Here is a 24,373-nt window from a genome sequence, read left to right as displayed (position 1 = left end):
CTAAAAAATACTGGTTGGATATACAGTATCTTCCCGCCCATGGCGCGCCGTCAACAGGCATCCGAGAGCAGAATGAGACCATGTGTACTCGTTACATTTCCCCCGAAGATCGCGAGATGGAGGCTGCCTGGCACATCGGCGCCCGGAACGCCGATCGCTGGATGCGCAGCATGCGGCCGCTCAGCATGGGCCCGTTCATGCGGCGCGCCCGGGACGTGGCCGACTACGAGCGGGAACTTGTGGTCGGGCAGTGGGGCCTGATCCCAGCCTTCTCGACGAGCCATATCCCGCAGACCAAGCCGCGCAAAGGCGAGACGAAGGGCAAGCGACTGTCCACCTACAACGCCCGTTTCGCCGGCATCGAGAAGAAGCCCTCGTTCAAGGACGCCTGGACGCATGGGCGGCGCTGCATCATCCCGGCCACCAGCTTCGACGAGCCTTGTTGGGAGAGCGGAAAGAACGAGTGGTGGCGGTTCCATCGCGCGGACGGGCGCCCCTGGGGGCTGGCTGGCCTGTGGAGCAACTGGCTCGACTACGAGACAGAGGTGATGTGGGAGAGCTTCACCATGCTCACGCTCAATGCGAACCTGCATCCGATCATGGCGCGCATGCACAAGCCCGAGATCGACAGGGCGACGAAGAAGCCGCTCGAGATGCAAGACAAGCGCTCGGTGGTGGCCATCGAAGAGCACGATTTCGACCGGTGGCTGACTTGCACGACGGAGGAGGCTCGCGAAATGATGCAGCTGATCCCCGTCGACCTGATCGCTGCAGCGCCTGCGCCGGTCGGCGAGACCTCCGACGGCGACGCGGCACCAGATGACCTGACGGCGGCCGAAGAGCTTTTCTGACCGCGGCTAGCGCTGCCACCAGGGGCCCGGGCAGCGGGCACGCCAGGGCCCCGTCGCCTTCAGGTGCGGCGCTCGGCCGCGGGCCGCATGCTCGCGCTCTACGAACTCGGCGGGCTCGAACATCAGGACGATGTAGGCAATTTGTGCCATCTGCCGTGGGTCGACGTTGAGCGCGAGCGGAAAGATCGCATGGCAGATCTCGTTGAGCCAGTGGCCGTCGACCTCGCCCGAGCACTGGTCGTGCAGCTCTTCCTTGAACTCGTGCCACCAGGCCTCCCGGTCGGTCAGGGCGCGGCCGGCGATCACGATGGGGCTCGCGGGCTTCCACATGGGCGCATGCTACTGCCCTTGCCGTCGAAATGGGGTGTTCGGTGCGCGGCGATCCAGGGGGAAAACGCCTGACAAACGCGCAAGTCTCAGAGGGAGGCAGATGCTCATTTCCCCGATTTTTGGGCTGTGAGTTTGTCAGACGTTTGCCGGCAATCCTGTGCTGTGACAGTTGCTTGGCCGGTTTCCAACACCCTCATGGGGTGCAAGGGGTCGAAGGTTCGAATCCTTTCACACCGACCAAAATTGACAGGGGTTAGCAGCGTAGTAGTTGCTAACCCCTTCGTCATTTCTGCTGCCCATGCAGCTAGAGGTCCCCTCAATCGTGACGCTTCGACCTCGTCGAGATGTCAGCACGACCGCCAGAGCGCGAAGACATTTCCCAAGGAAATGGACCGGCCACTGGGGCTAGGCTAAGGGCCCGGCGCTCGCTCGGGGAATCGGAGTGGCGCCAACAGAAACACACATCAAGCCGCTGCTCAGTTGAGCGGCGGCTTTTTCTTTATGCGTCCAGTGGAGGCGCGTTTCCGGATGCGCAAATCCTTCCGCGAGTTGTGGGCGAAGTTCCAAGGGCATGTGCCGCGCGGCTTGCACCATCCGATTCATCAGGGCGTGCCTGTCCTTGCACGTGTCATTTGCGCCAGGGTCGCACTGGTCAAGGCTCTCACCCCGATGCGCATCGCGGATTCATCGACGGTGAACAACGGCGAATGATTGGTCGGGCCGGCCCGATCGGGGTACGGCGAGGCGTTCAGAATCCAGAACACCACCGGCACGCCCGTGCCGCCGAAGGCGCCAAAGTCTTCCGATCCCATTGACGGCAAGATCTCCGTGACCTTGTCTTTTCCTGCTGCAGCCTTCAATGCATCGACGAGCGCCATCGTGGTCGGGGCATCGTTGACAAGCACGCCGTAGCCCCCACCGGTATCGATGCGCACATCGGCCTTGACGCCGTAGCTGGCCGCGATGTGCTCGGCCTTCATGCGAATCTGCTCGTGGGCGACTTTCTGGTTTTGCGCCGACAGCGCGCGTACCGTGCCCGAGAGTTCTGCGGTCTCGGGCAGGATGTTGAAGCGGTTGCCACTTTGCAGCATGCCTACCGTCACCACGGTGGCACCTCCATCGATCGTCGGGTTGGTGCGGTGGCTGACGATGTTCTGCAAACCCAGGGCAATTTCCGCCGCCGCCAACATGGGAGAGTTGGCCGCCCATGGCGCGGCACCGTGCCCACCAGCCCCGTTGAGCTTGATGTTGAACACGTCGATGCTGGCCAGCATGGCACCAGGTCGATAGGAGATGGAGCCCTTGGGCGCTTGTGCGCCGATGTGCTGGCCCAACACGACATCGACCTTGGGATTGTCCAGAACGCCGGCCTTGACCATTGCCAGCGCGCCGCTGGGGTTTTCGGCGCCGGGGCCGATCTCTTCGGCTGGTTGGAACAGGAAGACCACCGTGCCGGGCAGATCCTCTCGCATGGCCGAAAGGGCTTGAGCCGCGCCCAGCAACATGGCTACGTGTGTGTCGTGGCCGCAGACATGCGACACCGAAACTTCCTGGCCACGCCACAGGGCCTTGGCCGTTGAACGGAACGGCAGGTCGTTGCGCTCCTCGACAGGCAGGGCGTCCATGTCGGCGCGCAACGCAACCACCGGGCCGGGCTTGCCGCCACGCAATACGGCCTTGATGCCGGTCTTGGCAATGCCGGTCTGGACTTCGACACCTGGGATCTTGCCCAATGCGGCAGCAATGTACTTGGCCGTCTCGACTTCTGCGTACGCAAGTTCTGGATGCTGATGGAGATGACGACGCCATGCGATGACGTCGGGCTCGGCCGCATCGGACAAGGCAAGCGCGCGCTCAAGCAAGGGCTGCGGCGTCGCCGCGCAAGCGGTGGCCATTTGCATGGCGATTGCCGCTGCACACAGGAGTGGTTTCAGGACGTTCACGATGTCGCTTTTCCTTCTGATGGATGTGAGGTTGTGAAATCTTGCGAAGATGAAGCTGCGTTTCCTCCCCGTGCAGCGCCGGTGGCTTCCTCCGAGGGCGGTTCACTGTAGGTGGACACCTCTCGGACGTTCCTCCCGAAACTACAAAGCACCTTTTCATCCCTTGATGCATGCCGCCGAGCCCGCGCTCCTAAACTGAGGAAAGCCATCTCGGCACCCCATTCAGGAGACATCGCCATGCAATCCCGGAAGCGCCTCGGCGGCTTTCTGCTCGGCCTCGTCCTCGCCGTCGGCACGGCGCAGGCCCAGCAACCCCTTCGCATCGTCGTGCCCTTTGCGGCCGGCGGCGGCACCGACCAGTACGCGCGGCTGCTGGCCGCTGAACTCACCAAGCGCGGCACCCAGACCATCGTCGACAACAAGCCCGGCGCCAGCGGCATCGTGGCCGCCGACAACGTCGCGCGTTCCAAGCCGGATGGCACCACCGTGCTCATGAGCTCGCTGAGCATCCTGGCCAGCAACACGGTGATGTACGACAAGCTGCCTTACGACCCGGTGAAGAGCTTCGCGCCCGTCACGCAGATCGCCTACCAGCCGACCATCATCGTGGGGCGTTCGGACCTGCCTTACAAGAACATCAAGGAAATGGTGGCCTATGCCAAGGCCCATCCGGACAAGATCAACCGCGGTTCGCCGGGCGCCTCCATCCTGACCAACCTGGCGCCGCTGGCCTTCGAGGGCATGGCCGGCATTCGCACGACGCACATTCCGTTCAATGGCGATTCGCCCGGCTTGCAGGCGCTGCTGGGCAGCCAGATCGACATCCAGGGGACCTCCATCACCGGGCCGCTGCAGCACGTCAAGGCGGGCAAGATGCGCGTGCTGGGCGTCATGGACGCCAAGCGCCTGCCCCAGGTGCCCGATGCGCCCACGTTCAAGGAGCAGGGCTACGACATCGAGGCACTGCTGTGGTACGCGCTGTCCGCGCCGGCCGCCACGCCCACGGACACCATCGACAAGCTCAATCGCGCCGTCAACCAGGTGCTGGTCGATCCGGATTTCATTGCACGTTCGCAGGCGATCGGCATGGAGCCGCGAGGCGGAACGCCGCAGGCGCTGGCCGCCTATGTGAAGGCTGAGACCGAGCGCTGGGTTCCATTGCTTCAGCGCCTGGATCTGCCCAAGCAGGGGCATTGAATGCGTCCGTTGTTCGATGACACGGTGGCCCTGGTCAGCGGGGCGAGCCAGGGCATCGGCTTCGCCATTGCGACCCGCCTGCTGGAGGCCGGCTGTCGCGTCGCGTTGACCGACATCGACGCCGACAAAACGCGTGAGGCCGCCGCGCGCACGGGCCATGCGGCGGACCGCGTGCGCCCGTACGCGCTGGACGTGCGCGACGCCGCGCAATGCGAGGCCGTGGTCGCCGACCTGCAGCAAGCCTGGGGCCCCGTGGGCGTGCTCGTGAACAACGCGGGTGTCGGTGGCCGCAGCGCGGCGTTCGAGGCGCAGTCGCTCTCGGATGACATCGACCACGTGATGGCGGTGAACGTCAAGGGCGTGCTCAACCTCACCGTGGCATGCACCGAAGGCCTGCGCAAGACGCGGGGCGCTGTCGTCAACGTGGCGTCCATCACCTCGCTGGTGGCGACCTCGGCGCACATGGCCTATGGTGCGTCGAAAGGGGCGGTCGGCCAGCTCACGAAATTCCTGGCGCGCGACTTCGGACCGCATGGCGTGCGCGTCAATGCCGTCGCCCCCGGACTGGTCATGACGCCGATGACCGCCCACATCGCCGATGACGCCGATGACGCCGAGCGTCACGAGCGGATGGTGCGCCGCACGTTCCTGCGTCGCGTGGGCGATCCGCAGGACATCGCGGGCCCGGTGGTGTTCCTGGCCTCGGAGCAGGCGCGCTACGTCACCGGAACCATCCTGCCGGTCGACGGCGGCTACACCGCCAACTGATGGAGACCGCGCGGCTGCGCCGTGCGCGGTCGTCCGGCGATCGCCTGGGCGAACAGGCGAACCGCATCGAAGACAAGACCCGAGAACCATCGAATGAACCCAACTTTCATGCAACCCCTTGCAGGCGTGCGCGTGCTGGACCTGTCACGCGTCATGGCCGGCCCTCTGTGCGGCATGGCGCTGGCCGACCTGGGCGCCGACGTGATCAAGGTCGAACATCCTGAGCGCGGCGACGACACGCGCGACTGGGGCGTGCGCATCGGAAGCCACAACACGTCCTACTTCAACAGCTGCAACCGCAACAAACGCTCCATCTGCGTGGACCTGCAGGACAAGGAGGGCCAGGACATCGTGCGCCAGCTCGCCGCGCAGAGCGACGTGGTCATCCAGAACTTCAAGTACGGCGGGGCGCAGAAGATGGGCCTGGGCTACGACGACCTGCGCAAGCTCAATCCGAAGCTCATCTACTGCTCGATCTCGGGCTACTCGGTGCTCAGTCAGGAAAAAGCGCGGCCGGGCTACGACCTCGTGATCCAGGGCGAGACGGGCCTGATGGCCATGAACGGCGAAGAAGGCCAGGGCCCGCTGAAGTTCGGCATTGCCGCGGTCGACATGTTCACCGGAATGTACTCGGCCCAGGCCATCCTGGCCGTGCTCTACGAACGCACGCGCACCGGTGAGGGCCGCCACATCCAGATGTCGCTGTACGACAGCGGGATGATGATCACCTCGTACTACGGGCTCACGGCGTGGCTCAACAAGGGCGACCCCGCCAAGTTCGGCAACTCGCACCCGTCGATCGTGCCCTACGGCGTGTTCGAGGCTGCTGATGGCCCGGTGGTGATCGCCGTCGGCAACAACGGCCAGTTCAGGAAGTTCTGCGACGAAGTGATTTTTTGCCCCGAGCTGCCGGTCGATCCGAAGTTCGCCACCAACACCGAACGCTCGAAGCACCGGCATGAGTTACTGCCGCTCCTGCTCGCGAAGATCGGGCAGTTCTCGCGCGCCGATCTCATCGCACGCATGAACACGGCGGGCATTCCCTGCGGGGAGGTGCTCGGTCTCTACGACGCGCTGCAGTCCGACCGAACGGCGCAGACACAGGTCTGGCACCGCTTCGAAGACACGCAGGCGGGGCCGCAGGCCGTGCACGCGCCGCCCTACATCATCGACGGCGCACGCGCGGGCGTGCGCCACCACCCGCCGCACCTGGGGGAGCACACGGCCGAAGTGCTGCGTGAGCTGCTCGACATGGGCGACGGCCAACTGGATTCCCTGAGCCAAAGAAGCGTCATCAAATGAACGAACACCGCATGCGCGAAACCGAACCCGCCGCCCCGCGCCGGCTCCTGCTGAAGTCGTGCCTCGCGGCCGGCGCAGCGCCCTGGCTGGCGTCGCTGTCCGCCGGCGCCAATGCGGCGAGCCGCTGGCCCGAAAAAACCGTTCGCATGGTCGTGGCCTTTCCGGCCGGCGGCCCGACCGATGCGACCGCGCGCCTGGTCGCGCAGAAGCTGACCGGCGCGCTCGGTCAGCCCGTCATCGTGGACAACCGTCCCGGCGCCTCGGGGTCCATCGGCACCACGTCGCTGATCAAGTCGGCGCCCGACGGCTACACGGTGTCGATGTTCGGCATGCCCGCGCTGGTCGCACCGATCGTCTACCGGAACAACCAGTACGACGTGCGCAAGGATTTCACCTGCGTGGCGTCGGTCTACGACCTGCCACTGGTCTTGATGATCAACCCGCTGGTGCTGCCGGGCGTGAACGATCTCAAGGGCTTCATCGCGGCCGCCAAGGCGCAGCCGGTCAACTACTCCACCGCGGGGTCGGGCAGCATCGGCCACCTGGCGATGGAGCAGCTCAAGGACATGGGCGGCTTTCCGATGCAGCACGTGGGCTACAAGGGCAGTGCGCCGGCCATCACCGACCTGCTGGGTGGGCAGATCGGCGCCATGTTCGTCGACCTGGTCGCGGCCATGCCGCACATCCGCAGCGGGCGCCTCAAGGCACTGGCGCTCGGCTCCGCCGATGCCCGGGCCTTCCTGCCCGAGGTGCCGTCCATCGCGCAGCAAGGCTTCGCTGGCTTCAATGTGAGCAGCTGGAGCGGCCTGATCGTGCCGAACGGCACGCCGGCCGCCGTGGTGACCCGGCTCGACTCGGAACTGCGCCGCATCCTGGCCGAAGCGGACACGAAGCGCGGGCTCGAAAACATCGGCGCGCTCAGCGCCTACCAGCCGCCGGAAGTCATGAAGCGGCGAATGGCCAGCGAGTTCGAGCGCTGGAACAAGGTGGCGTCGGAGAAGGACATCTCGATCTGATTTGGGGTTGGCACCCTCGGGTGCCGGCGCCCTCGCAACAACGCCCCAGAACCCGAAGCCCTTCGAGGCTTGGGTTCCGGGGCGTTGTGCATGGGGCTCCGAGGATCAGTGCGATTGCTTCGGCAGATTCAAACTGCGCAGGATCGGAAGCCAGCGGTCCGCCTCGACCTTGATGAACCGGGCCAGCTCTTCGGGCGTGCCGCCGCGGGGCTCCATGCCGATGGCGCGGGCGCGGGCCACGAAGTCGGGGTCGGCGATCACCTGGTTCACGGCCTTGTTCAGCCGGTCGATCACCGGCCTGGGCGTGCCGGTGGGAACCGAGAGGGAGTACCAGAGCGTGGCTTCCATGTCGAAGCCCTGTTCCTTGAATGTGGGGGCGTCGGGCACCTGCGGCAGGCGCTGTGAATCCATCACGCCGAGCACGCGCAACTTGCCCGATTTCACGTAGGGCAGCGATCCCGTGATCGACGTACCGTGGATGTCGATCTGGTTGCCCAGCAGGGCCTGCAACGCGGGGGCGTCGCCGTTGAACGGAATGTGCAAGGTGCTGATGCCTTGTTCCTTTTCGAAAGCGATGGGTGCCAGGTTGGTCAGGATGGCCGCGCCGGGCGAACCGCGGTTGATCTTGCCGGGGTTCTGCTTGGCGTAGGCCACCATTTCCTTGATGTTCTTGTAGGGCAGGTCGGTGCGGCCCACGACGATGGCGGGCTGGTAGGCGATCTGCGTGACCGGTGCGAAGTCCTTCACGGGGTCGTAGGGCAGCTTCTCGTAGAGCACGCTGTTGTTCGCGAGCGTGCCCAGCGACGACACGAGCACGGTCTGCCCATCCGGTTTGGCGCGGGCCACGTAGTCGGCGGCAAGGATGCCGCTGGCGCCGGGCTTGTTCTCGATGATGACGTTCAGCCCCTGCTTGCCGAGTTCCTGGGCCAGGATGCGGCAGTACTGGTCGGTGCCGCCGCCGGCCGCAAAGGGCACGACGAGGCGGGTCACCTGTTGCGCAAGGGCGAGGGCCGGGGCGAGCGCGCAGGCACCCAGCGCCAACCCCATGACGAGTTTTCGATAGCTCATTCTTGTCTCCTGTTCTGGTTCGAATCGAACGCTGGATTCAGTCTAGGGCGCAGCTCCCAGCGGTGATCTGCAAGGAATGAAAAGCAGCTTTGCGGGATGCGCCGACAGGGGCGCCAGCGCGCCCGCACACTTGCCCGATGACCGTGAAGATCACTCGGGTCGGGACGACCAAAGATCAACTGGGCGAGAGCCCCTGCTGGGATGCCGATGCACAGGCGCTGAGCTGGATCGACGCGCTGGCCAGCACGCTGTGGCGGTTGAACCCCGAGGCCGAGCTGCCCGAGCCGCACCCGTTGCCCGCGCCCGTGGGTTCGATCGCGCCATGCCGCAGTCAGGCTGTCGTGGTGGCGCTGCGCCACACCTTTGCGCGCTATGACTTCGCCACGCGGACGCTGGAGCACCTGGCCCGCATTCCCGTGGACGATCCGAAGGTCCGCTTCAACGATGGCAAGTGCGATCCGGCGGGCAACTTCCTGGCGGGCACCATGCACGTCGATCGCCAGGCCGGCGAGGCCGTGAAGGGCGGGCTCTACCGGCTGCGCCCCGACCTTGGCGTGGAGCACCTGGCCGACGACATCGGCTTTGCCAACGGGCCTTGCTTCAGCCCCGACGGCCGCGTGCTGTACCTGGCCGACAGCCTGGAGAGAACCCTCTGGGCCTATGACTACGATCCGAGCGGTCCCCTGCGCAACAAGCGCGAGTTCGCGAAGACGCACGCGTTCGACTCCGGGCCCGACGGGGCGACGGTGGATTCACAAGGGTTCCTCTGGACAGTGCTGACGCGCGCCGCCAAGCTGGCGCGCTATGCCCCGGACGGCACGCTGGAGCGCCTTGTCGAGTTGCCGGTGAGCTACCCCACGAGCATCTGCTTCGGCGGGCCCCGCCTGGAGCACATGTACCTGACCAGCATTTCACGCAGCGCGCGGCTGGAGGGCAACCAGGCGCAGGATGGCGGGCTGTTCGTGATCACCGGCCTGCCCGCCACGGGGCGTCTGCCCCATCACTTCGCCGACGTCTAGCGGGGCTCGCTTCGGAGCGCATCCGCCACGTAGTCCACGAAGGCCCGCACCTTCAGCGGCAGCACGCGGCTTTGCCGGAAGACGGCGAAGACGCCGTTGGAAAACGCCCGCACGGCAAAGCGGTACTCGGGCAGCAGCCGCACCAGGGTGCCGTCGCGCAGGTCGTCGCGCACGGTGGCCTCGGACAGCAGCGCCACGCCCATGCCGCCGATGGCGGCCAGCCGCAGCAGCTCGCCGTTGTTGGCGCTGAGCACGCCCTGGATGGCCAGCTCCTGCTGTTCGCCCGCCGGGTCGATGTACTTCCAGGTGATGACTTCGCGCTCGCGCCGGTAGGTGAGGCAGCGCACCTGCGGCAGGTCGCTGGGATGGCGGATGCGCGAGTAGGTCTTCACGAAGGCCGGGCTGGCGACCAGCACCTCGTCGCTGGACTGCAGGCGCTTGATGACAAAGCCCGAATCGTTGGACTCTCCGGTGCGAATGTCGACGTCGAAGTCGTGTTCCACCAGGTTGATCGGATGCTCGGAGAGTTCGAGCTCGACACGGATGTCGGGGTAGAGCTCCGCGAAGCGCGGCAGCAGCGGCGCGAGCACCCGCAGGCCGATGTGCGTGCGCGAATGCACGCGCAGGCGGCCTTCTGGTCGCTGGCGCGCGTTGTGCACGGCCTGCTCGGCCTCGCTCATGAGTTCCAGCATCGCCTCGGCCCGCTCCAGGAAGGCCTGGCCTGCTTCCGTCACCTTGAGGTTGCGGCTGGTGCGGTCCACCAGTTGCACGCCCAGTTCTTCTTCCAGTGCGCTGATGCGCCGCGAGATGGTCGCGGGCGAGAGGCTGAGGCTGCGGGCCGCGGCCGAGAGGCTGCCCTTTCTCTGGGTGGCCACAAAGATGCGCAGCGAGTCGAGGGCCTTCATTTCGAAAGACGCAAAGAAGCTGTGCGTTCGCTGGTGATCCACGCAGGCGTTGAGTTCCTACGATGGACCTCGATCAACACCAGCCAACCAGGAGCAACAGCGATGGATTTCGGAATCTTCATTTTGATGCAGCAGCGGAACAAGCATAAGACCTCCCACCAGATCCTGCGCGACGCCATCGAGCAGACGCGTCTGGCGGACGAACTGGGTTTCGGGGCCGCGTGGTACGCCGAGCACCACTTCAGCAACTACGGCATGTGCTCGTCGCCGTTGACCATGATCGCGCACTGCGCTGCGGTCACCCGCAACATCCGGCTGGGAACCGGCATTGTCGTCGCTCCGCTGTACACGCCGGCCCGCCTGATCGCCGATGTGGCGATGGTCGACCAGTTGTCGAACGGCCGCCTGAACCTGGGCATCGGCTCGGGCTACCAGCAGTTCGAGTTCGAGCGCTTCGGCGTGTCGCTCGAATCCGCCAAGGGCCGCACCTTCGAGATGCTCGACATGCTCGAGGCGGGCCTGAAGGAGCCGAAGTTCAGCTACGACGGCGCGTACTACCAGCAGCCGATGAGCGCCATCAGCCAGCGCGCGGTGCAGCGTCCCATGCCACCGATGTGGATCACCAGCGTCGACCCGGCCTTCCTGTCGCGCGCCGTGAAGTCCGACCACCACGTGTTCGTCTCCGGCGGCGACGGCGGCCTGGAGAAGCTGGCCAGCACTCGGGCCCTCATCGACAAGGTGGCTGTGGCAGAGGGCAAGGACCCGGCCGGCGTGCAGGTCGGCCTGCTGCGCGCGGCCTATGCGAGCAACAACAAGGACGAGGTCGAGAGCTACCTCGAATGCGCCCGCTACCAGCGCCGCATCGCCGTGAGCCTGAAGCGGCGCACCGCGCAGATCGCCGACGACTACCAGGTCGAGGAAGGCATCGTCGAGGGCGAGCCCACGCTGGACGAGATGCGCGCGCTGCTGCCCGTGGGCGACATCGACACCGTGATCGAGCGCGTGATCAACGAAATCCGCACGCTCAAGCCGGTGCACTACTGCTTCCAGACGCAGATGGGCGATTTCGATCACGCCACGATGCTGCGCCAGCTCGAGGTCTGGGGCAAGGTCATCATTCCGACGGTGCAGCAGGAGATCGCCAACGATCCGCCGCATCGGCCCGCGGTCCAGAGCGAACTCGCTGCGGCCTGAGGCCGAGCGCCAGGAGACGCCATGTCCGAAGTCGCTGAAGAAAGCACCCGCGGCGCCATCGAGCCTGCCCAGTTCCGTCAGCTGCTCGGGTGCTTTCCGACCGGCGTGGCGGTCATCACCACCTGCTCGCCGGACGGCCAGCCGGCCGGCCTGACCTGCAACTCCTTCAGTTCGGTCTCGCTGGACCCGCCGCTGGTGCTGTTCAGCCTGCGCAATGCGAGCCGCTTGCTGGGCACGTTCCAGGCGGCGGACGGCTTTGTCATCAACATCCTCTCCGAGCAGCAGGATGCGCTGTCGGGCCGGTTCGCATCGAGCAAGATCGAGGACAAGTTCGAGGGCGTGCCGTGGCGCGCCGGCGCGCTGGGCATGCCACTGATCGACGATTGCCTGGCGAGCTTCGAATGCCGCGTGCATGCGGCCCACGAAGCCGGCGACCACACCATCTTCATCGGCGAGGTCCAGCACCTGAGCGCCGGGGCAACCGACCAGGCGCTGGTGTTCTACAAGGGCGCCTACATGAAGCTGGCCGAGTCGCTGCGCAAGCTGGTCGTGGAAGGGCGGCTGGGAGACGCCGACATCGACGAGGCCTATCGCACGCTCTATGGCACGTTGTTGCGCCTGGCCAGCGAACGCGCCACCGAGGCCGAGCTGGACGCCGTGCATGAAGCCGCCGGTGCCATTGAGGCCCACCCCGACGACGCGCCGCTCAAGGAGCGCATCGCCTCCGCCAGTGCGTTCTTCTCCTCGATCGCCACGGCCGGCCACAACGAAGCGCTCACGCTGATGGCGCAGACCATGACCAGCGTGCTGCGCGAGCGCATGACGCATGTGCTCTCGGTGCGCCCGCGTCCCGACCTGTTTCCGTTGCGCCGCAAGGTGGCGCACACCCTGCGCCAGCGCGACGCCGCCGGTGCCGCCGCCGCCCTGGACGAGCTGATCACGCAGCTGCGCAAGGGTTGAGCCTTTCCGAAATTCCACAGGAGACAAGATGTCCATCGACTACGCCGGCTTCCGGCGCGAACTCGAATCGTTCGTGCGCAGTGCCTGCCCGCCAGAGATCCGAGCCGTCGTCGCGGCCGGCCAGAAGATCACCAAGCGCGAGTACCAGGCCTGGCAGCAGATCCTCAACGCCCAGGGCTGGGGTGCGCCGAGCTGGCCGCGCGAAGCGGGCGGCACGGGCTGGGACATCCGCCAGCGTCTCATCTTCGAGGAGGTGATGGCCGAGAACGACTGTCCGCCCCTGTACCACCACGGGCTGGGCCACATCGGTCCGGTGATCATCCGTTTCGGCACACCCGAGCAGAAGGCCCGGTTCCTGCCGCGCATCCTCGACGGTTCGGACTGGTGGTGCCAGGGCTATTCGGAGCCCGGCTCGGGCTCCGACCTGGCCTCGCTGTCCACCAGTGCACGGCGGGACGGCGACGAGTGGGTCGTCAACGGCCAGAAGATCTGGACCTCGCATGCCCACGAGGCCAGCATGATCTACATGCTGGTGCGCACGTCGAAGGAGGCGAAGAAGCAGGAAGGCATCTCGCTGCTGCTGGTGCCCATGGACACCCCGGGCATCACCGTGCGCCCGATCCAGACCATCGACGGCTGGCATCACCTGAACGAGGTGTTCTTCGACGAGGTGCGCGTGCGCGCCGACAACCTCGTCGGCGAAGTCGGCAAGGGCTGGACCTGCGCCAAATTCCTGCTCGAGCGTGAACGCCTTCCGCCGGCCAACGTGGCGCGGCTGGAGCTCATGCGCCGCCAGGTCACGCAACTGGTGGAAGAGGCGAGCCGTGCCACTGCGGGGCTGCGCGACTTCAGCGGCCTGCACCACAAGCTGCTGCTGTGCGAGGCCGACGTGAAGGGCGCGCGCGTGATGATGGCGCAGGCCACCGACGACCTGATCCACCAGCGCCCGCTGGGCGTGCAGCCCTCGGTCATCAAGATGACCTGCGCCGACGTCGCGCAGCGCCTGACGACCATCGCCCTCGATGCGGTCGGTCCCGATGCCGCGCATCGCTTTCTCGCCGAGGTGGGGGACGACGTGCCCGACGCCACCTGGATCCAGAACTACATGTTCACGCGCGCCCGCACCATCGCCGGCGGCACCTCCGAGGTGCAGCGCAACGTGGTCGCCAACGAACTTCTGGGAGCCTGAGCCATGTCCACATCTTTCCCGTCGCTCTTTCCCGGCATGCTGCTGGACGCGGCGAGCCGCTATGCCGAGGACCACATCGCCCTCGAGGTCCAGGGCGACCCCGTGCGCGAACTGGGCTGGACGGCCACCCTCGTGCCCGAGGAGGCCGGCGGTGTCGGCGGCAACCTGAGCGATCTGGCCTCCATCGTGGAGGGGCTCGCCACGCATGGCCTGCAGCTGCCGGTGGTCGAGACCTGCGCCGTGGTGCCGCTGTTGCTGCAGGCCGCGGGGGCCGAAACGGCCCGGCGCTGGCTGGAGGCCGTGGCTGAGGGCAGCGTGCAGATGGCGCCCCTTACTGCCTTGTCTGCCACGCCCGACGTCAATGCCGTGACGGCCAGGCACCTCGACATCGGCTACGAGTTGAGCGGCGCCGTGCAGGGCGTCGATGCAACGCTGCCTGCCACGCATTACCTCGTGCCGGCACAGGTCGATGGCGAGGACGCCATCTTCCTGGTCGATGCCGAACGCATCGGCGCACCGAAGGCCCGATACCGGACGATGGAGGGCCGCCTGGGCGCGGACTTCATCCTGACGCAGCTGCCCGTGCCCGAGAGCGCTTGCATCGCGCGTGGCGCTGCTGCACGCGATGCGCGCGCCAAGGCCACCGATGCCGCCTTGCTGCTCACGGCCGCCGACACGGTGGCCGCGCTGGCCACCCTCATCCGCCAGACGGTCACCCACCTGAAGGAGCGGCGCCAGTTCGGCGTGGCGCTCTCGAGCTTCCAGGTGCTGCGCCATCGCGTGGCCGACATGTACGTGAAGTACCTGGGCGCCAAGGGCCTGGTGATCCATTGCTTCAACGAATACGAGCAGGACGCGCCCGACCTGCGCCGCACCTTGCGCCTGGCCAAGGTGTCGCTGGCCGAGTCGGCGCGCGCCTGCGCGGAAGCGGCCATCCAGATGCACGGAGGCATGGGCGTGAGCGAAGAGGTGCTGGCCACACGCACCGCGCAGCGCCTCATCGCCTCCGAGTTCCGCTACGGCGACCGGCTCCTGCATGTCGCCCAACTGCTGGCGCCACAGGCGTGTGCACCGCAAGTTTCTTTTTCCAACCAAACCGGGAGTGTGCGATGAGCATCAATCTGGAAGTTTCCGACTACATCGCCGTCGTCCGGCTCGATAAACCGCCGGTCAACGCGCTGGACCGCGCCACGCGCCGCCGCCTGATCGAGATCTTTGATGAAGTCTCCGAGCGCCCTGACGTGCGCGTGGCGATCCTCACGGGCACCGGCAAGTTCTTCTGCTCCGGCGCGGACCTGAAGGACCGCCCCAATGCCGACAAGGCCGGCGACTTTCTCGACCACAACCGCTGGACGCGCGAGACGGGCAATGCCATCCGCGAATGCGCCAAGCCGGTGATCGCGGCCGTCAACGGCCCCGCGCTGGGTGCGGGCTTCGGCCTCATGGCCGCTTGCGACATTTTCCTGGCGAGCGAGGACGCCACCTTCGCCATGCCCGAGATCAACGTCGGGCTCGCAGGCGGTGTCTCGATGCTGCGCACCATGGTCGGGCGGTCGTTCACGCGCCGCATGTTCTTCACCGGCATGAAGGTGCCTGCCGCCGAACTGTACCGCCGCGGCGTGATCGACGAGGTGGTGCCCGCCGAACAGCTGATGCCGCTGGCGCTGGAGATCGCGCAGGAGATCGCCTCCAAGGCGCCGCTGGCCATCGCTTATGCCAAGCAGGCCGCCAACATGATGGACCTGATGCCGCAGCGCGACGGCTACCGCTTCGAGCAGAACTTCACCATGGCACTGGCCCGCACCGAAGACGCGCAGGAAGCCCGCAAGGCCTTCCTCGAGAAGCGCAAACCCGTCTACAAGGGGCGCTGAGATGCCGGTCGTGGAAGTGGGGCGCGGCATGGACGCGCTGTTCAAGCCGCGCTCGATCGCCATCTTCGGGGCGTCGGACGACGTCACCAAGATCGGCGGCCGGCCCTTGCAGTTTTTGCAGAAGTACGGCTACGCGGGTGGCATCTATCCGATCAACCGCAAGGCGGGCCTCGTGCAGTCGCTGCCGGCCTATGCCAGTCTGGACGACGTGCCCGCAGTGCCCGAGCTGGCCGTGATCGCCGTGCCGCCTGCGGGCGTGCTCGATGCGGTGAAGGATTGCGCCCGGCGCGGTGTGAAAGCCGCGGTCATCCTGTCGGCCGGGTTTTCCGAAATGGGCGAGGAGGGCAGCCGTCTGCAGGCGCAGATCGGCGACGTCGCCCGCGCCACTGGCCTGCGCGTGGTCGGCCCCAACTGCCTGGGCGCGATCGGTGTGCCCGACAAGAGCATCGCCACCTTTTCGGTGGCGCTGGAGTCGTCCTTTCCCGTCGCCGGTTCGGTGGGCATCGTCTCGCAGAGCGGCAACCTGGGCAGCTTCACCCTGCGCCTGGCCGGCGAGCGCGGTCTGGGCGTCAGCCGCATGCTGACCACGGGCAACGAATGCGACGTGGACATCGCCGATGCCATCGCTTCGCTGGCAACCGACCCTGGCACGCGCGTGATCCTTTGCTGCATGGAAACCTGCCGCGACGGCGCCAAGCTGACGCAGGCCATGGCCATGGCCCGCGAGGCGGGCAAGCCGCTGGTGGTGTTGAAGGTCGGCGTCTCGGAGGCCGGCAGCGAGGCTGCGGCCTCGCACACCGGCGCGCTGGCCTGTTCCGACGCCGTGTTCGACGCCGTGCTGCGCAACGGTGGCGCCATCCGCGTGCCCAGCATCGAGCAACTGCTCGAAGTCGGCCATGCGCTGTCCGTCGTCGGTCCGGCGCGCGTGCCCGGCGGCCACCGCGTGGCCGTGCTCACGGCTTCCGGCGGCTTCGGCGTGCTGCTGGCCGACGCGGCCAGCGCGCAAGGCCTGGCGCTGCCCAAGCTCGCGGCGCAGACGCAGGAGCGCATCTTGTCGGTCGTGCCCTTCGCCGCGCCCTCCAACCCGGTCGACATGACGGCGCAGGTGTCGAGCCGGCCCGAGGTGCTGGCGGCGATGCTCGATGCGGTGGCGCGCGATGCCAGCTGCGATGCGTTGATCCTGCAGTCGGCCAACGCCTTCCATGTGCCCCGGCTGCGCGATGTGTTTCTTGCCGCGCTGGAACAGGTGCGCCAGGACCATCCCTCGCGCCTGATCCTTCTGTGTGCCCGCGCGCCGCAAGAGGTGCGGGCCACGCTCAACGCCATGGGTTTTCCGGTGGTCGAAGGCATCGATGCGGCCTGCGCGACGCTGGCGGCGTTGTTGCGCTTCGGTGCGTGCGATGCCGCGCGGGCCGTGGCACCGGCCATCGAGTGCGTGCCGTTGGCCGCAGAGGCCTTCGCGACCGAGGCGAGCGCCAAGGCCGTGCTGGCCGAAGCCGGCCTGCCCGTGCCGCGGGAGGCGATTGCCGCCAACCGCGACGAGGCGCTCGCCGCGGCGCGCGCAATGGGCTTTCCGCTGGTGCTCAAGATCGTCTCGCCCGACATCGCCCACAAGACCGAGGTCGGCGGCGTGTTCGTCGGCGTGCGGTCCGAAGCGCAACTGCTCGAGGAGTACGACCAGCTGCTCGCGCGCGTGGCGCAGAAGGCGCCCGCGGCGCGCATCGCCGGCGTGCTCGTCGCGCAGATGGTGAAGGGCGGCGTCGAGCTGATCCTGGGGACCAAGAAGGACCCGATGTTCGGCCCGATGGTGATGGTCGGCCTGGGCGGCATCTTTGCCGAGATCTTCAAGGACGTGGCGCTGCAGCCGGCGCCCGTGGACGAGGCTCAGGCCACCGCCATGCTGCAGTCGCTCAAGGCCTTCCCGCTGCTCGACGGCGCGCGCGGCCGGCCCAAGGCCGATGTGCCGGCGGCGGCGAAGGCCATCGCGGCGCTGTCGCGATTCGCCGTGCGCCATGTCGACAGCGTGTCCGAGATCGACATCAACCCCTTGATGGTGCTGGACCAGGGGCGCGGCGCGCATGCGCTGGACGCCCTGCTGGTGCCCGAGCAACCCCTCACGAAAGCCCACCCATGACCCAGTCCCTTTCAGGCCGAGCGGCCTTCATCAGCGGCGCCGGCCACGGCATCGGTCGCGCCACCGCACGCGCCATGGCCCGCCTGGGCGCCACGGTCGGCATCAACGACCTGAAGCCCGAGTTCGTGGAAGAGGCCGTGGCCGAGATCCGCGCGCTGGGCGGCCAGGCCATCGGACTGCCTTGCGACGTGTCGACACGCGAAGGCATGCGCGAGGCCGTGGCGCAGTTCGTGCGCGACGCGGGACGGCTGGACATCATGGTCAACAACGCCGCCTGGGTGCGCTACCAGCCGCTCGCCGAGATCACGCCGGAGGTCATGGACCGCATGGTGGAGATCGGCTTCAAGTCGGTGATCTGGGGCATCCAGGCCGCGGCGGAAGTCATGGACGCGGAACGCGGTGGCTCGATCATCAACGTGGCGTCCATCGCGGCCTTCAAGTCGCCGATGCGCTCGGTGGTCTACAGCGGCATCAAGGCCGGCGTGCTGGGCATCACCCGGGCATCGGCGGCCGACCTGGGCGCGCGCAACATCCGCGTGAACGCGGTGGCGCCCGGCGCCGTGCCCACCGAGGGCACGGCCAAGCATCGCAACGCCGAACTCGACGCCCGGCGCATCGGGCGCACACCGCTGGGCCGCCTGGGCACGGTGGAGGACATCGCCGATGCCATCTGCTTCCTGGCCGGCGACGGCTCGCGTTTCTTCAATGCGGATGTGCTGCGCCTGGACGGCGGCGCTTCGGAGACCTCGCTGTGAGCGGCGCCGTTGCATCGCCCAAGCGCGTGCAGAACGTGTTCGTCGTGGCGAAGGAGCCCGCCAGCCTGAATGCCTTCTACGAAGGCGCGCTCGGCCTGCCGATGCAGTTCCGCGATGGCGACCGCTGGATCCAATACGGCCTGGGCAACACCAACGTGGCCCTGGCCTGTCTTGAAGAGGCCGCACCCGCGACCAGCGGGCTGGTGATGGTGCTGGAGGTGGACGACTTCGAGGGCGCGCAGGAACGCATCGTTGCCGCCGGCGGGCAGGTCCTGGGCCTGCGCGACATGGGCGATCACGGGGCCGTGCTGTCGCTGCGCGATCCCGAGGGCAACCTGGTGCAGCTCTTTCGGCGCGCCGCGCCCACTGCTGCATGAGTACACCCGAGCCGATGCCGGCGGCCTTGCAGTCGCTGCTGGACCGCGAGGCGATCCGCGACTGCCTGCTGCGCTATTGCCGCGGCATCGACCGCTGCGACGAGGCCGCCTTGCGTTCGGCTTACTGGGAGGACGCCACGGACTGCCACGGCGCGTGGAACGGCAGCGCCGCCGGCTTCATCGCGCAGGCGCTGCCCAGGTTGCGGCAAGGCGGACGCCGCGTCCACCAGATCACCAACGTGTTGATCGAGCTGCATCGCGAGGTGGCTGCAGTGGAAAGCAGCTTCTTCGCGCTGCAGGCCACGGTCACGCAGCCCGATCGCGAGACCTTTCTTTGCGGTCGCTACGTGGACCGTTTCGAGCGTCGCGACGGCGAGTGGCGCGTGGCCGCGCGGACCGTGGTCTACGACTGGATCGAGGAGCGCACACGGCCCGAGCTGACGCAGGACGACGCTGCCCTGTTCGGCGCGCGCCAGCCGGTCGGCAGGGCAGCGCCGCTCGACGCCGTGTACGCGCTGTTGCGCGACGTGCGCGGCACCTGATGCCCACCGTTCTGCTCACCGGCGCCGCTGCAGGCATCGGCCGCGCCACGGCGTTGGCCCTGGCGCGCGCAGGATGGCGTTGCGTTCTGGTCGACGCCGATGCGCAGGCGCTGCAGCGCCTCGAAGCCGCCTGGCCGGCCGACGCCGCGCCACCGATGAACCTCGTGGCCGACCTGACGGATGCAGCGCGGATCGAGCGCCTGGGGCACGAGATTCCGCCGCTCGATGCATTGATCAACAACGCGGGCCTGTCGGCCGGTGGCGCCGAGGCCACGTCGGGCCATGACGACGGCTCGGCGGCTCGCCTTCTTGCGCTCAACCTGGCCGCGCCGGCGCGCATGGTGCAGGCCTGTGCGCCGCACCTGCGGCCCGGGGCGCGCATCGTCAACGTGGCGTCTGGTGCAGGCCTGCGCGCCATTCCGTGGCGCGGTCTCTACAGCCCCAGCAAGGCCGGCCTGATCGCGCAGAGCCGCGCGTTGGCGCAAGCCCGGCCCGACTGGACGGTGACCACGCTGGCACCGGGCTTCGTGCGCACCGAACTCGTGCAGCGCCTGATCGACGGCGGCCGGCTGAACCCGGCGCAGGCGGTGTCGAAGATCCCCATGGGCCGGATGGCCGAGCCCGAGGACATGGCGCACGCGTTGTGCTTCCTGGCCAGCCCCGGCGCGCGCGTGCTCACCGGACAACTGCTGGTGCTCGACGGCGGCTCGTCCGTGTGCGGAGGAAGCCAGCCGCTGCCGGCCTGCGCGCATCTGCGGCTTCCGTTCGATGCGCCCTTGCGCCCGCATCTCGAGTCCGTGCGCGAGCCGGCCTGGCATGCCGCGCTGGCCGTGTGGGTGCGTGCGCATGCAGGCCGCCTCGAGCGCGCGGGCTGTCCGGCGGTCATCGACGCGCGCGCGCTGGCGGCGCCGCCCGGCACGCGGCTCGATGCCGTGCTCGATGCGGCGCGCTGCTTTCGTTCGAGCCACGCTGCGATGGCCAGCCTCACGCTGCTGCTGCCTGCGTCCGAACCGGAGCTCGACTGGCAGCTGGCCGGCGACGCCGATGCGGCCCGGATGCTGGTGGCCACGCTGGCCGCCGAATGGGGCGCGCACGGGCTGCGTATCAACGCGCTGGAGCTGACGCACGGCCTGGTGCCGCAGGCCTGCCTGCCGCTGCTCGACTATGTGGCCGGCCCGCGCGCGCAGTTTCTGACCGGGCAGGTGCTGAGGCTCGGCGCCGGGCATTGAGTTCCTGCGGCGGGCGCGTCGCCGTCTGCTGCAGCCGTTCGTGACTCGGTGACTCGGCTTTCCCGGTGTCGGCCCGCCAACCGCTCGACCGCCGACGTGTACGCCGCGTGCGAATGGCCGCAGGAGCTTCAGGCCTTCAGGGCCTCGCTCGCCGCAGCGCGAATCCGGTCCGCCGATTGCCGCGCGCGCCGCATGATGCCGCGTGTGTCGTAGGCCAGCAGCCGGCCGTTGCGCTTCACGATCCGCCCGTCGACCATCACGGTGTCGACGTTGGCAGCACTGCCGCTTTGCACGATGGCGGTCTCGACGTTGCCGACCGGGCCCATGTTCAGGTCCTGCGTGCGCACCAGGATGAGGTCGGCGCGCTTGCCTTCAGTGATCGAGCCGGTGACGTCGCCCAGCCCCATGGCGATGGCGCCGTTGAGGGTCGCCATCTCGATCGCCTCGGGCACGCCGACCGCCTTCGACTGCGCGCTGGGCGTGCCGGCCCACGGCACGCCCAGGTTCCAGGTGAAGCGCATGGCCTCGAACATGTCCGGCGGTGCGATGGAGGTCGCGTCGCTCGACAACGAAATGGTCAGGCCCGCGTTGCGCATCGCGAAGAGCGCGGCGCGCGCATCGCCGGTGCTGCTGAGCCGCAGCTCGGAGTGCGTAGCAAAGGACAGCGGCGTTTTCGTGCGTGCCATGGCCGCCAGGTCGGCCGTGCTGGCGGGCACGTAGTGCGCGAGCATGAAATCCGAGCTCAGGTAGCCGCGTCGTTCGTAGTCGACGGCATCGACGTTGTTCGGTGCCTCCTGCGGTGCGTGGATCGCAACGGGCAATCCGCTGGCCTTGGCGGCCTTCATCTCTTCGTGGAACACGGCGTCGGTGCTCTGCTGCGGCCCGCGCAGGTTCAGCCCCAGGTGCACCAGCCCGTCGAAAGGCGAACGCTCGCCGAACCATTCGCGCCGCACGCGCGCCAGGTCCTCGTAGCGGTTGAGTTCGTCGGCGGGCATCTTGTCGACGTGGCCGTAGGCGTAGCGGGCGCGCAGCAGCGAGTGCTGGTGCGCACGCAGTTCGGCATCGGCATGGGCGGGGGAGCGGGTGTTGTGCGACCAGTTGTGCACGGTCGTCGTGCCGCCGTTCGCCAGCTCGGCGCAGCCCAGCATCACGCTGTTGTAGAAATCGTCGGGCGTGTACAGGGTCGAGGTCGCGTTCTTGGCTGGGTAGTACGAGAAGCCGCCGTCGCGTGCGGTGAAGCTGCGGCCGATGGCGCTCCACATGTGATAGTGCGAATTGACGAAGCCCGGCATGACGATCATGTCCGTCGCATCGATGATCTCCGCGCCAGCCGGTGCGCTCAGGCCGCGCCCGATCTTCTCGATCACGCCGTTGCGGACCCACACGTCGGCTCGCGGCAGCACGCCCTTGCTGCGGTCGACCGTGATGACCGCGCCGTTGCGGATCAGGTAATTGCCGCGTCGAAGGCCGGGCGATGCGGGCGCACGCGCTGTGCGGGCCGACACCGATGCCGAGCCGACGAATGCCGGCGCACCGGTGGCGGCGACCATCAAGGCGCCGACAAAACGGGTGAAGTCTCTCTTGGTTGTTTTCATGGGTCGACCGAGTGATTGAAGTGACGGAAAGAAGAAAGAAACGAAAGCCCGTTCAATACGCCTTGAGAAGAAAGGCCGCCGTCATCGCCAGCCCCGTCAGCACGACGAAGCCGCGCACCACCTCGGGCTTCAGCCGCCGTGCCGCCATGCCGCCGGCATAGCCACCCACCGTGGCACCGAGGGCCATCCACAGCGCGTAGGTCCAGACGATCGCGCCGCTGGCCGCGTAGATCGCCACGGCAATCAGCGTCAGAATCGCGGAGACGAAGTTCTTGATGCCGTTCATGCGTCCCATGTCCGTGTGCCCCAGCGCACCAAGCACGGCGAGCAGCAGGATGCCGAGGCCACCGTTGAAGTAGCCGCCATAGACGGCGACCGCGGCAATGCCCAGGTCGGCGAGCCACCGGCCTCGCGGCTTGTGGTTGTTGTCGGCGGCGAGCCTTCGGCGTACCAGACCGGGCCCGATCGCGAAGAGCAGCGTCGCGGCCAGCAGAAGCCACGGCACGATGCGGGCAAAGGCATGGTTCGAGGTCGACAGCAGCAGCGCCGCACCGGCCGCGCCGCCGAGCACCGACAGCACGCCCAGCCGCAGGAGCGAAGGCGACATCGGGCCCGACAGCTCCTTGCGCAATGCCCAGGCACCGGCCAGGTAGCCCGGCAGCAACGCGGCGGTTCCGGTGGCGTTGGCCGACACCAGCGGCACGCCGACCATCGCCAGTGCCGGCAGGGTCAGAAAACTGCCGCCGCCCGCCACGGCATTGAGTGCGCCGGCCAGGGCTGCGGCGCCGCCGAGCAGCGCCCCGTCAAGCAGCATCACGGCTTGCGTGCCGGCAGTGACATGCGGTCGGTGTGCAGCAGCAGCGTGAGCAGCACGCCGACAGCCGCCAGCAGCGTGATCTGCACCAGTCCGGCCGTGCTCCAGCCGAAGCGCGAGGCGATGCCGCCGATGACGAAGCCCGCGACCGCACCCGCGCCGTACAGCGTGGTGACGAACACGCCCGTGGCGCGGCTCGTGAGCGAGGCATGCACCGCCTTGATGTGATACCCCGCCAGGTTCACGTACAGCACGCCGCTCACCACGAAGCCCCACGCGAAGGACAGCGCCGACTGCACCACCATGTCGGTGGGGCCCGAGAACATCAGGAAGCCCAGCAGGCCGGTGCCCACGAAGCTCGCCGAGAGCACGAGCTTGGGATGGAAGCGGTCGCCGAGCCAGCCGCCGAAGATCGACGCGAACACACCGAAACCGAAGATGCTCATCACGCGGCCGGTGTCCGACGGCGTGTAGTGCAGGTGCTCGCGCAGGAAGGTCGGGTACATGCCCAGGTAGCCGTAGATGCAGAGCCCACCGATGACGCTCATGCCGGTCAGCAGGGCTGTGTTGCGGTTCCACAGGGTGGTGGCGCCGCGCTGGTCGGTGCGCCCGCCGGTGGCCGCCACGTTCTCGGTCATGCGCTTGCTCACGGTGAGCGCGATCACCGCCATGGCCGCGAAGCCCGCGACGCCGAACACGATGAGCGGCAGGCGCCAATCGCGCTCGACGCCGATCAGGTGGCCGCCGAGCAGCGGCCCCAGGATCGCGCCGATGCCGAAGGAGAAGTTGATGGCGCCCACGGCGGTGGCCCGGTAGCGCGCGAAGTAGCTCGCGGCGATGGCGATCACCACCGTCAGTTGCATCGCTTCGCCGATGCCGGTGACGGCCCGGTAGACGATCATGTCGGCGAAGCCGTACGAGTAGGCCGCCAGCAGCGTACCCAGCGAGAAGATCGCAATGCCGATCTGCAGCACCGTCTTGCGCGACAGCCGCGCCAGCAGATAGCCGGTCGCAATGCCGGCCACGGCCATGCCCAGCGTGAAGATGGTGGACAGCAAACCGGTGTCTGCCAGACTGAAGCCGAACTCCTTGCGCACGTCCGCGGCGATGAGCGGAAAGATCTGCCGGTCCATCGCGTTGAGCGCGTACGAGGCGAGCAGCACCAGGAACATGCCGATCTCCAGCGCGGTGATGGGCGCCTCGCGGCGCGCGCCACCGGCCGGGGAAATGACCGAGGTTGAGGAATGCACGTGTTGTCTCCTTCTCGCCGAGCGAGAAATCTGTTTGTTGTTCGTTCGTTGCACGGGATCGCCG

At 67.6% G+C, this 24,373-nt stretch carries 23 protein-coding genes; 16 read left to right on the top strand and 7 right to left on the bottom strand.

Annotation, left to right across the window (positions count from 1 at the left end; genetic code table 11):
* The first annotated feature begins 80 nt into the window (after positions 1-80).
* Positions 81-851 (top strand): SOS response-associated peptidase, encoded by a 771-nt coding sequence (locus tag AC07Y4_RS08140; protein WP_495274329.1) that lies wholly within the window; start codon positions 81-83, stop codon positions 849-851.
* Positions 852-857: 6 nt separating this feature from the next.
* On the opposite strand, the gene AC07Y4_RS08135 is transcribed toward AC07Y4_RS08140, so the two are convergent.
* Both AC07Y4_RS08135 and AC07Y4_RS08130 read right to left on the bottom strand, forming a co-directional pair.
* Positions 858-1,181, bottom strand: a complete 324-nt coding sequence (locus AC07Y4_RS08135) for a hypothetical protein (protein ID WP_495274328.1) — start codon at positions 1,179-1,181, stop codon at positions 858-860.
* A 602-nt stretch (positions 1,182-1,783) separates the two neighbouring features.
* Positions 1,784-3,124 carry a M20 metallopeptidase family protein gene (locus AC07Y4_RS08130; protein ID WP_487848445.1) on the bottom strand — a complete coding sequence of 447 codons (1,341 nt, stop codon included), beginning with the start codon at positions 3,122-3,124 and terminating at the stop codon, positions 1,784-1,786.
* 237 nt (positions 3,125-3,361) lie between these two features.
* On the opposite strand from AC07Y4_RS08130, the gene AC07Y4_RS08125 reads away from it, so the two are divergent.
* From AC07Y4_RS08125 to AC07Y4_RS08110, 4 genes are all read left to right on the top strand, one after another.
* Positions 3,362-4,321 (top strand): Bug family tripartite tricarboxylate transporter substrate binding protein, encoded by a 960-nt coding sequence (locus AC07Y4_RS08125; protein WP_487848446.1) that lies wholly within the window; start codon positions 3,362-3,364, stop codon positions 4,319-4,321.
* Complete coding sequence (locus AC07Y4_RS08120; protein ID WP_495274327.1) at positions 4,322-5,089, top strand: SDR family NAD(P)-dependent oxidoreductase; 768 nt, start codon at positions 4,322-4,324, stop codon at positions 5,087-5,089. It abuts the gene before it with no gap.
* Between the two features lie 108 nt (positions 5,090-5,197).
* Positions 5,198-6,391: a CaiB/BaiF CoA transferase family protein gene (locus tag AC07Y4_RS08115; RefSeq protein WP_487848448.1), complete on the top strand. Its 1,194-nt coding sequence runs from the start codon at positions 5,198-5,200 to the stop codon at positions 6,389-6,391.
* Positions 6,388-7,407 (top strand): Bug family tripartite tricarboxylate transporter substrate binding protein, encoded by a 1,020-nt coding sequence (locus tag AC07Y4_RS08110; RefSeq protein ID WP_487848449.1) that lies wholly within the window; start codon positions 6,388-6,390, stop codon positions 7,405-7,407. The genes AC07Y4_RS08115 and AC07Y4_RS08110 overlap by 4 nt, the downstream gene beginning before the upstream one ends.
* Before the next feature lie 105 nt (positions 7,408-7,512).
* Here AC07Y4_RS08110 and AC07Y4_RS08105 read toward each other — a convergent pair whose 3' ends face one another.
* A complete protein-coding gene (locus AC07Y4_RS08105; RefSeq protein WP_487848450.1) occupies positions 7,513-8,475 on the bottom strand; it encodes a Bug family tripartite tricarboxylate transporter substrate binding protein in 963 nt (320 codons plus the stop codon).
* 137 nt (positions 8,476-8,612) lie between these two features.
* Between AC07Y4_RS08105 and AC07Y4_RS08100 the strand changes: the two genes are divergently transcribed.
* On the top strand, positions 8,613-9,494 hold the full coding sequence (locus tag AC07Y4_RS08100) for an SMP-30/gluconolactonase/LRE family protein (RefSeq protein ID WP_495274326.1): 882 nt from the start codon (positions 8,613-8,615) through the stop codon (positions 9,492-9,494).
* Here the strand turns inward: AC07Y4_RS08100 and AC07Y4_RS08095 are convergent.
* The gene (locus AC07Y4_RS08095) at positions 9,491-10,399 is read right to left on the bottom strand and encodes a LysR family transcriptional regulator (RefSeq protein ID WP_487848452.1); all 909 of its coding nucleotides are present in this window, start codon (positions 10,397-10,399) and stop codon (positions 9,491-9,493) included. The genes AC07Y4_RS08100 and AC07Y4_RS08095 overlap by 4 nt on opposite strands.
* Positions 10,400-10,501: 102 nt before the next feature.
* Between AC07Y4_RS08095 and AC07Y4_RS08090 the strand changes: the two genes are divergently transcribed.
* Genes AC07Y4_RS08090 through AC07Y4_RS08045 form a run of 10 tightly spaced genes read left to right on the top strand, consistent with a single transcriptional unit; the run spans position 10,502 to position 20,650 of the window.
* Positions 10,502-11,593: an LLM class flavin-dependent oxidoreductase gene (locus AC07Y4_RS08090; protein ID WP_487848453.1), complete on the top strand. Its 1,092-nt coding sequence runs from the start codon at positions 10,502-10,504 to the stop codon at positions 11,591-11,593.
* Positions 11,594-11,614: 21 nt separating this feature from the next.
* A complete protein-coding gene (locus tag AC07Y4_RS08085; protein WP_487848454.1) occupies positions 11,615-12,553 on the top strand; it encodes a flavin reductase in 939 nt (312 codons plus the stop codon).
* Between the two features lie 28 nt (positions 12,554-12,581).
* Entirely contained in the window at positions 12,582-13,742 is a 1,161-nt protein-coding gene (locus AC07Y4_RS08080) for an acyl-CoA dehydrogenase family protein (protein ID WP_487848455.1), read from the top strand.
* 3 nt (positions 13,743-13,745) lie between these two features.
* A complete protein-coding gene (locus AC07Y4_RS08075) occupies positions 13,746-14,855 on the top strand; it encodes an acyl-CoA dehydrogenase family protein (protein ID WP_487848456.1) in 1,110 nt (369 codons plus the stop codon).
* The gene (locus AC07Y4_RS08070) at positions 14,852-15,613 is read left to right on the top strand and encodes an enoyl-CoA hydratase/isomerase family protein (protein ID WP_487848457.1); all 762 of its coding nucleotides are present in this window, start codon (positions 14,852-14,854) and stop codon (positions 15,611-15,613) included. Before AC07Y4_RS08075 ends, AC07Y4_RS08070 begins: the two co-directional genes overlap by 4 nt.
* Before the next feature lies 1 nt (position 15,614).
* Complete coding sequence (locus tag AC07Y4_RS08065) at positions 15,615-17,747, top strand: acetate--CoA ligase family protein (RefSeq protein WP_487848458.1); 2,133 nt, start codon at positions 15,615-15,617, stop codon at positions 17,745-17,747.
* Positions 17,744-18,502 (top strand): SDR family NAD(P)-dependent oxidoreductase, encoded by a 759-nt coding sequence (locus tag AC07Y4_RS08060; RefSeq protein ID WP_487848459.1) that lies wholly within the window; start codon positions 17,744-17,746, stop codon positions 18,500-18,502. The genes AC07Y4_RS08065 and AC07Y4_RS08060 overlap by 4 nt, the downstream gene beginning before the upstream one ends.
* On the top strand, positions 18,499-18,879 hold the full coding sequence (locus tag AC07Y4_RS08055) for a VOC family protein (protein WP_495274325.1): 381 nt from the start codon (positions 18,499-18,501) through the stop codon (positions 18,877-18,879). Before AC07Y4_RS08060 ends, AC07Y4_RS08055 begins: the two co-directional genes overlap by 4 nt.
* The gene (locus AC07Y4_RS08050) at positions 18,876-19,421 is read left to right on the top strand and encodes a nuclear transport factor 2 family protein (RefSeq protein WP_487848461.1); all 546 of its coding nucleotides are present in this window, start codon (positions 18,876-18,878) and stop codon (positions 19,419-19,421) included. Before AC07Y4_RS08055 ends, AC07Y4_RS08050 begins: the two co-directional genes overlap by 4 nt.
* Positions 19,421-20,650, top strand: coding sequence for an SDR family NAD(P)-dependent oxidoreductase (locus AC07Y4_RS08045; protein WP_487848462.1), 1,230 nt, complete (start codon positions 19,421-19,423; stop codon positions 20,648-20,650). Before AC07Y4_RS08050 ends, AC07Y4_RS08045 begins: the two co-directional genes overlap by 1 nt.
* Positions 20,651-20,778: 128 nt before the next feature.
* Here AC07Y4_RS08045 and AC07Y4_RS08040 read toward each other — a convergent pair whose 3' ends face one another.
* Genes AC07Y4_RS08040 through AC07Y4_RS08030 form a run of 3 tightly spaced genes read right to left on the bottom strand, consistent with a single transcriptional unit; the run spans position 20,779 to position 24,309 of the window.
* On the bottom strand, positions 20,779-22,245 hold the full coding sequence (locus AC07Y4_RS08040; RefSeq protein ID WP_495274324.1) for an amidohydrolase family protein: 1,467 nt from the start codon (positions 22,243-22,245) through the stop codon (positions 20,779-20,781).
* 52 nt (positions 22,246-22,297) lie between these two features.
* Positions 22,298-23,056, bottom strand: coding sequence for a sulfite exporter TauE/SafE family protein (locus tag AC07Y4_RS08035; RefSeq protein WP_487848568.1), 759 nt, complete (start codon positions 23,054-23,056; stop codon positions 22,298-22,300).
* Positions 23,057-23,058: 2 nt separating this feature from the next.
* A complete protein-coding gene (locus AC07Y4_RS08030) occupies positions 23,059-24,309 on the bottom strand; it encodes an MFS transporter (RefSeq protein ID WP_495274323.1) in 1,251 nt (416 codons plus the stop codon).
* Positions 24,310-24,373: the final 64 nt, after the last annotated feature.

It is taken from the genome of Variovorax sp. GW460-12-1-14-LB1 (assembly GCF_059423605.1).
This window is presented reverse-complemented; position numbering and strand designations above follow the sequence as displayed.

Coding starts and splice junctions, on each gene's coding strand:
- AC07Y4_RS08070 (WP_487848457.1), top strand. CDS start 14,852: ATGAGCATCAATCTGGAAGTTTCCGACTACATCGCCGTCGTCCGGCTC.
- AC07Y4_RS08125 (WP_487848446.1), top strand. CDS start 3,362: ATGCAATCCCGGAAGCGCCTCGGCGGCTTTCTGCTCGGCCTCGTCCTC.
- AC07Y4_RS08110 (WP_487848449.1), top strand. CDS start 6,388: ATGAACGAACACCGCATGCGCGAAACCGAACCCGCCGCCCCGCGCCGG.
- AC07Y4_RS08090 (WP_487848453.1), top strand. CDS start 10,502: ATGGATTTCGGAATCTTCATTTTGATGCAGCAGCGGAACAAGCATAAG.
- AC07Y4_RS08140 (WP_495274329.1), top strand. CDS start 81: ATGTGTACTCGTTACATTTCCCCCGAAGATCGCGAGATGGAGGCTGCC.
- AC07Y4_RS08135 (WP_495274328.1), bottom strand. CDS start 1,181: ATGTGGAAGCCCGCGAGCCCCATCGTGATCGCCGGCCGCGCCCTGACC.
- AC07Y4_RS08045 (WP_487848462.1), top strand. CDS start 19,421: ATGCCCACCGTTCTGCTCACCGGCGCCGCTGCAGGCATCGGCCGCGCC.
- AC07Y4_RS08085 (WP_487848454.1), top strand. CDS start 11,615: ATGTCCGAAGTCGCTGAAGAAAGCACCCGCGGCGCCATCGAGCCTGCC.
- AC07Y4_RS08040 (WP_495274324.1), bottom strand. CDS start 22,245: ATGAAAACAACCAAGAGAGACTTCACCCGTTTTGTCGGCGCCTTGATG.
- AC07Y4_RS08105 (WP_487848450.1), bottom strand. CDS start 8,475: ATGAGCTATCGAAAACTCGTCATGGGGTTGGCGCTGGGTGCCTGCGCG.
- AC07Y4_RS08115 (WP_487848448.1), top strand. CDS start 5,198: ATGCAACCCCTTGCAGGCGTGCGCGTGCTGGACCTGTCACGCGTCATG.
- AC07Y4_RS08060 (WP_487848459.1), top strand. CDS start 17,744: ATGACCCAGTCCCTTTCAGGCCGAGCGGCCTTCATCAGCGGCGCCGGC.
- AC07Y4_RS08120 (WP_495274327.1), top strand. CDS start 4,322: ATGCGTCCGTTGTTCGATGACACGGTGGCCCTGGTCAGCGGGGCGAGC.
- AC07Y4_RS08075 (WP_487848456.1), top strand. CDS start 13,746: ATGTCCACATCTTTCCCGTCGCTCTTTCCCGGCATGCTGCTGGACGCG.
- AC07Y4_RS08095 (WP_487848452.1), bottom strand. CDS start 10,399: ATGAAGGCCCTCGACTCGCTGCGCATCTTTGTGGCCACCCAGAGAAAG.
- AC07Y4_RS08065 (WP_487848458.1), top strand. CDS start 15,615: ATGCCGGTCGTGGAAGTGGGGCGCGGCATGGACGCGCTGTTCAAGCCG.
- AC07Y4_RS08050 (WP_487848461.1), top strand. CDS start 18,876: ATGAGTACACCCGAGCCGATGCCGGCGGCCTTGCAGTCGCTGCTGGAC.
- AC07Y4_RS08080 (WP_487848455.1), top strand. CDS start 12,582: ATGTCCATCGACTACGCCGGCTTCCGGCGCGAACTCGAATCGTTCGTG.
- AC07Y4_RS08100 (WP_495274326.1), top strand. CDS start 8,613: ATGACCGTGAAGATCACTCGGGTCGGGACGACCAAAGATCAACTGGGC.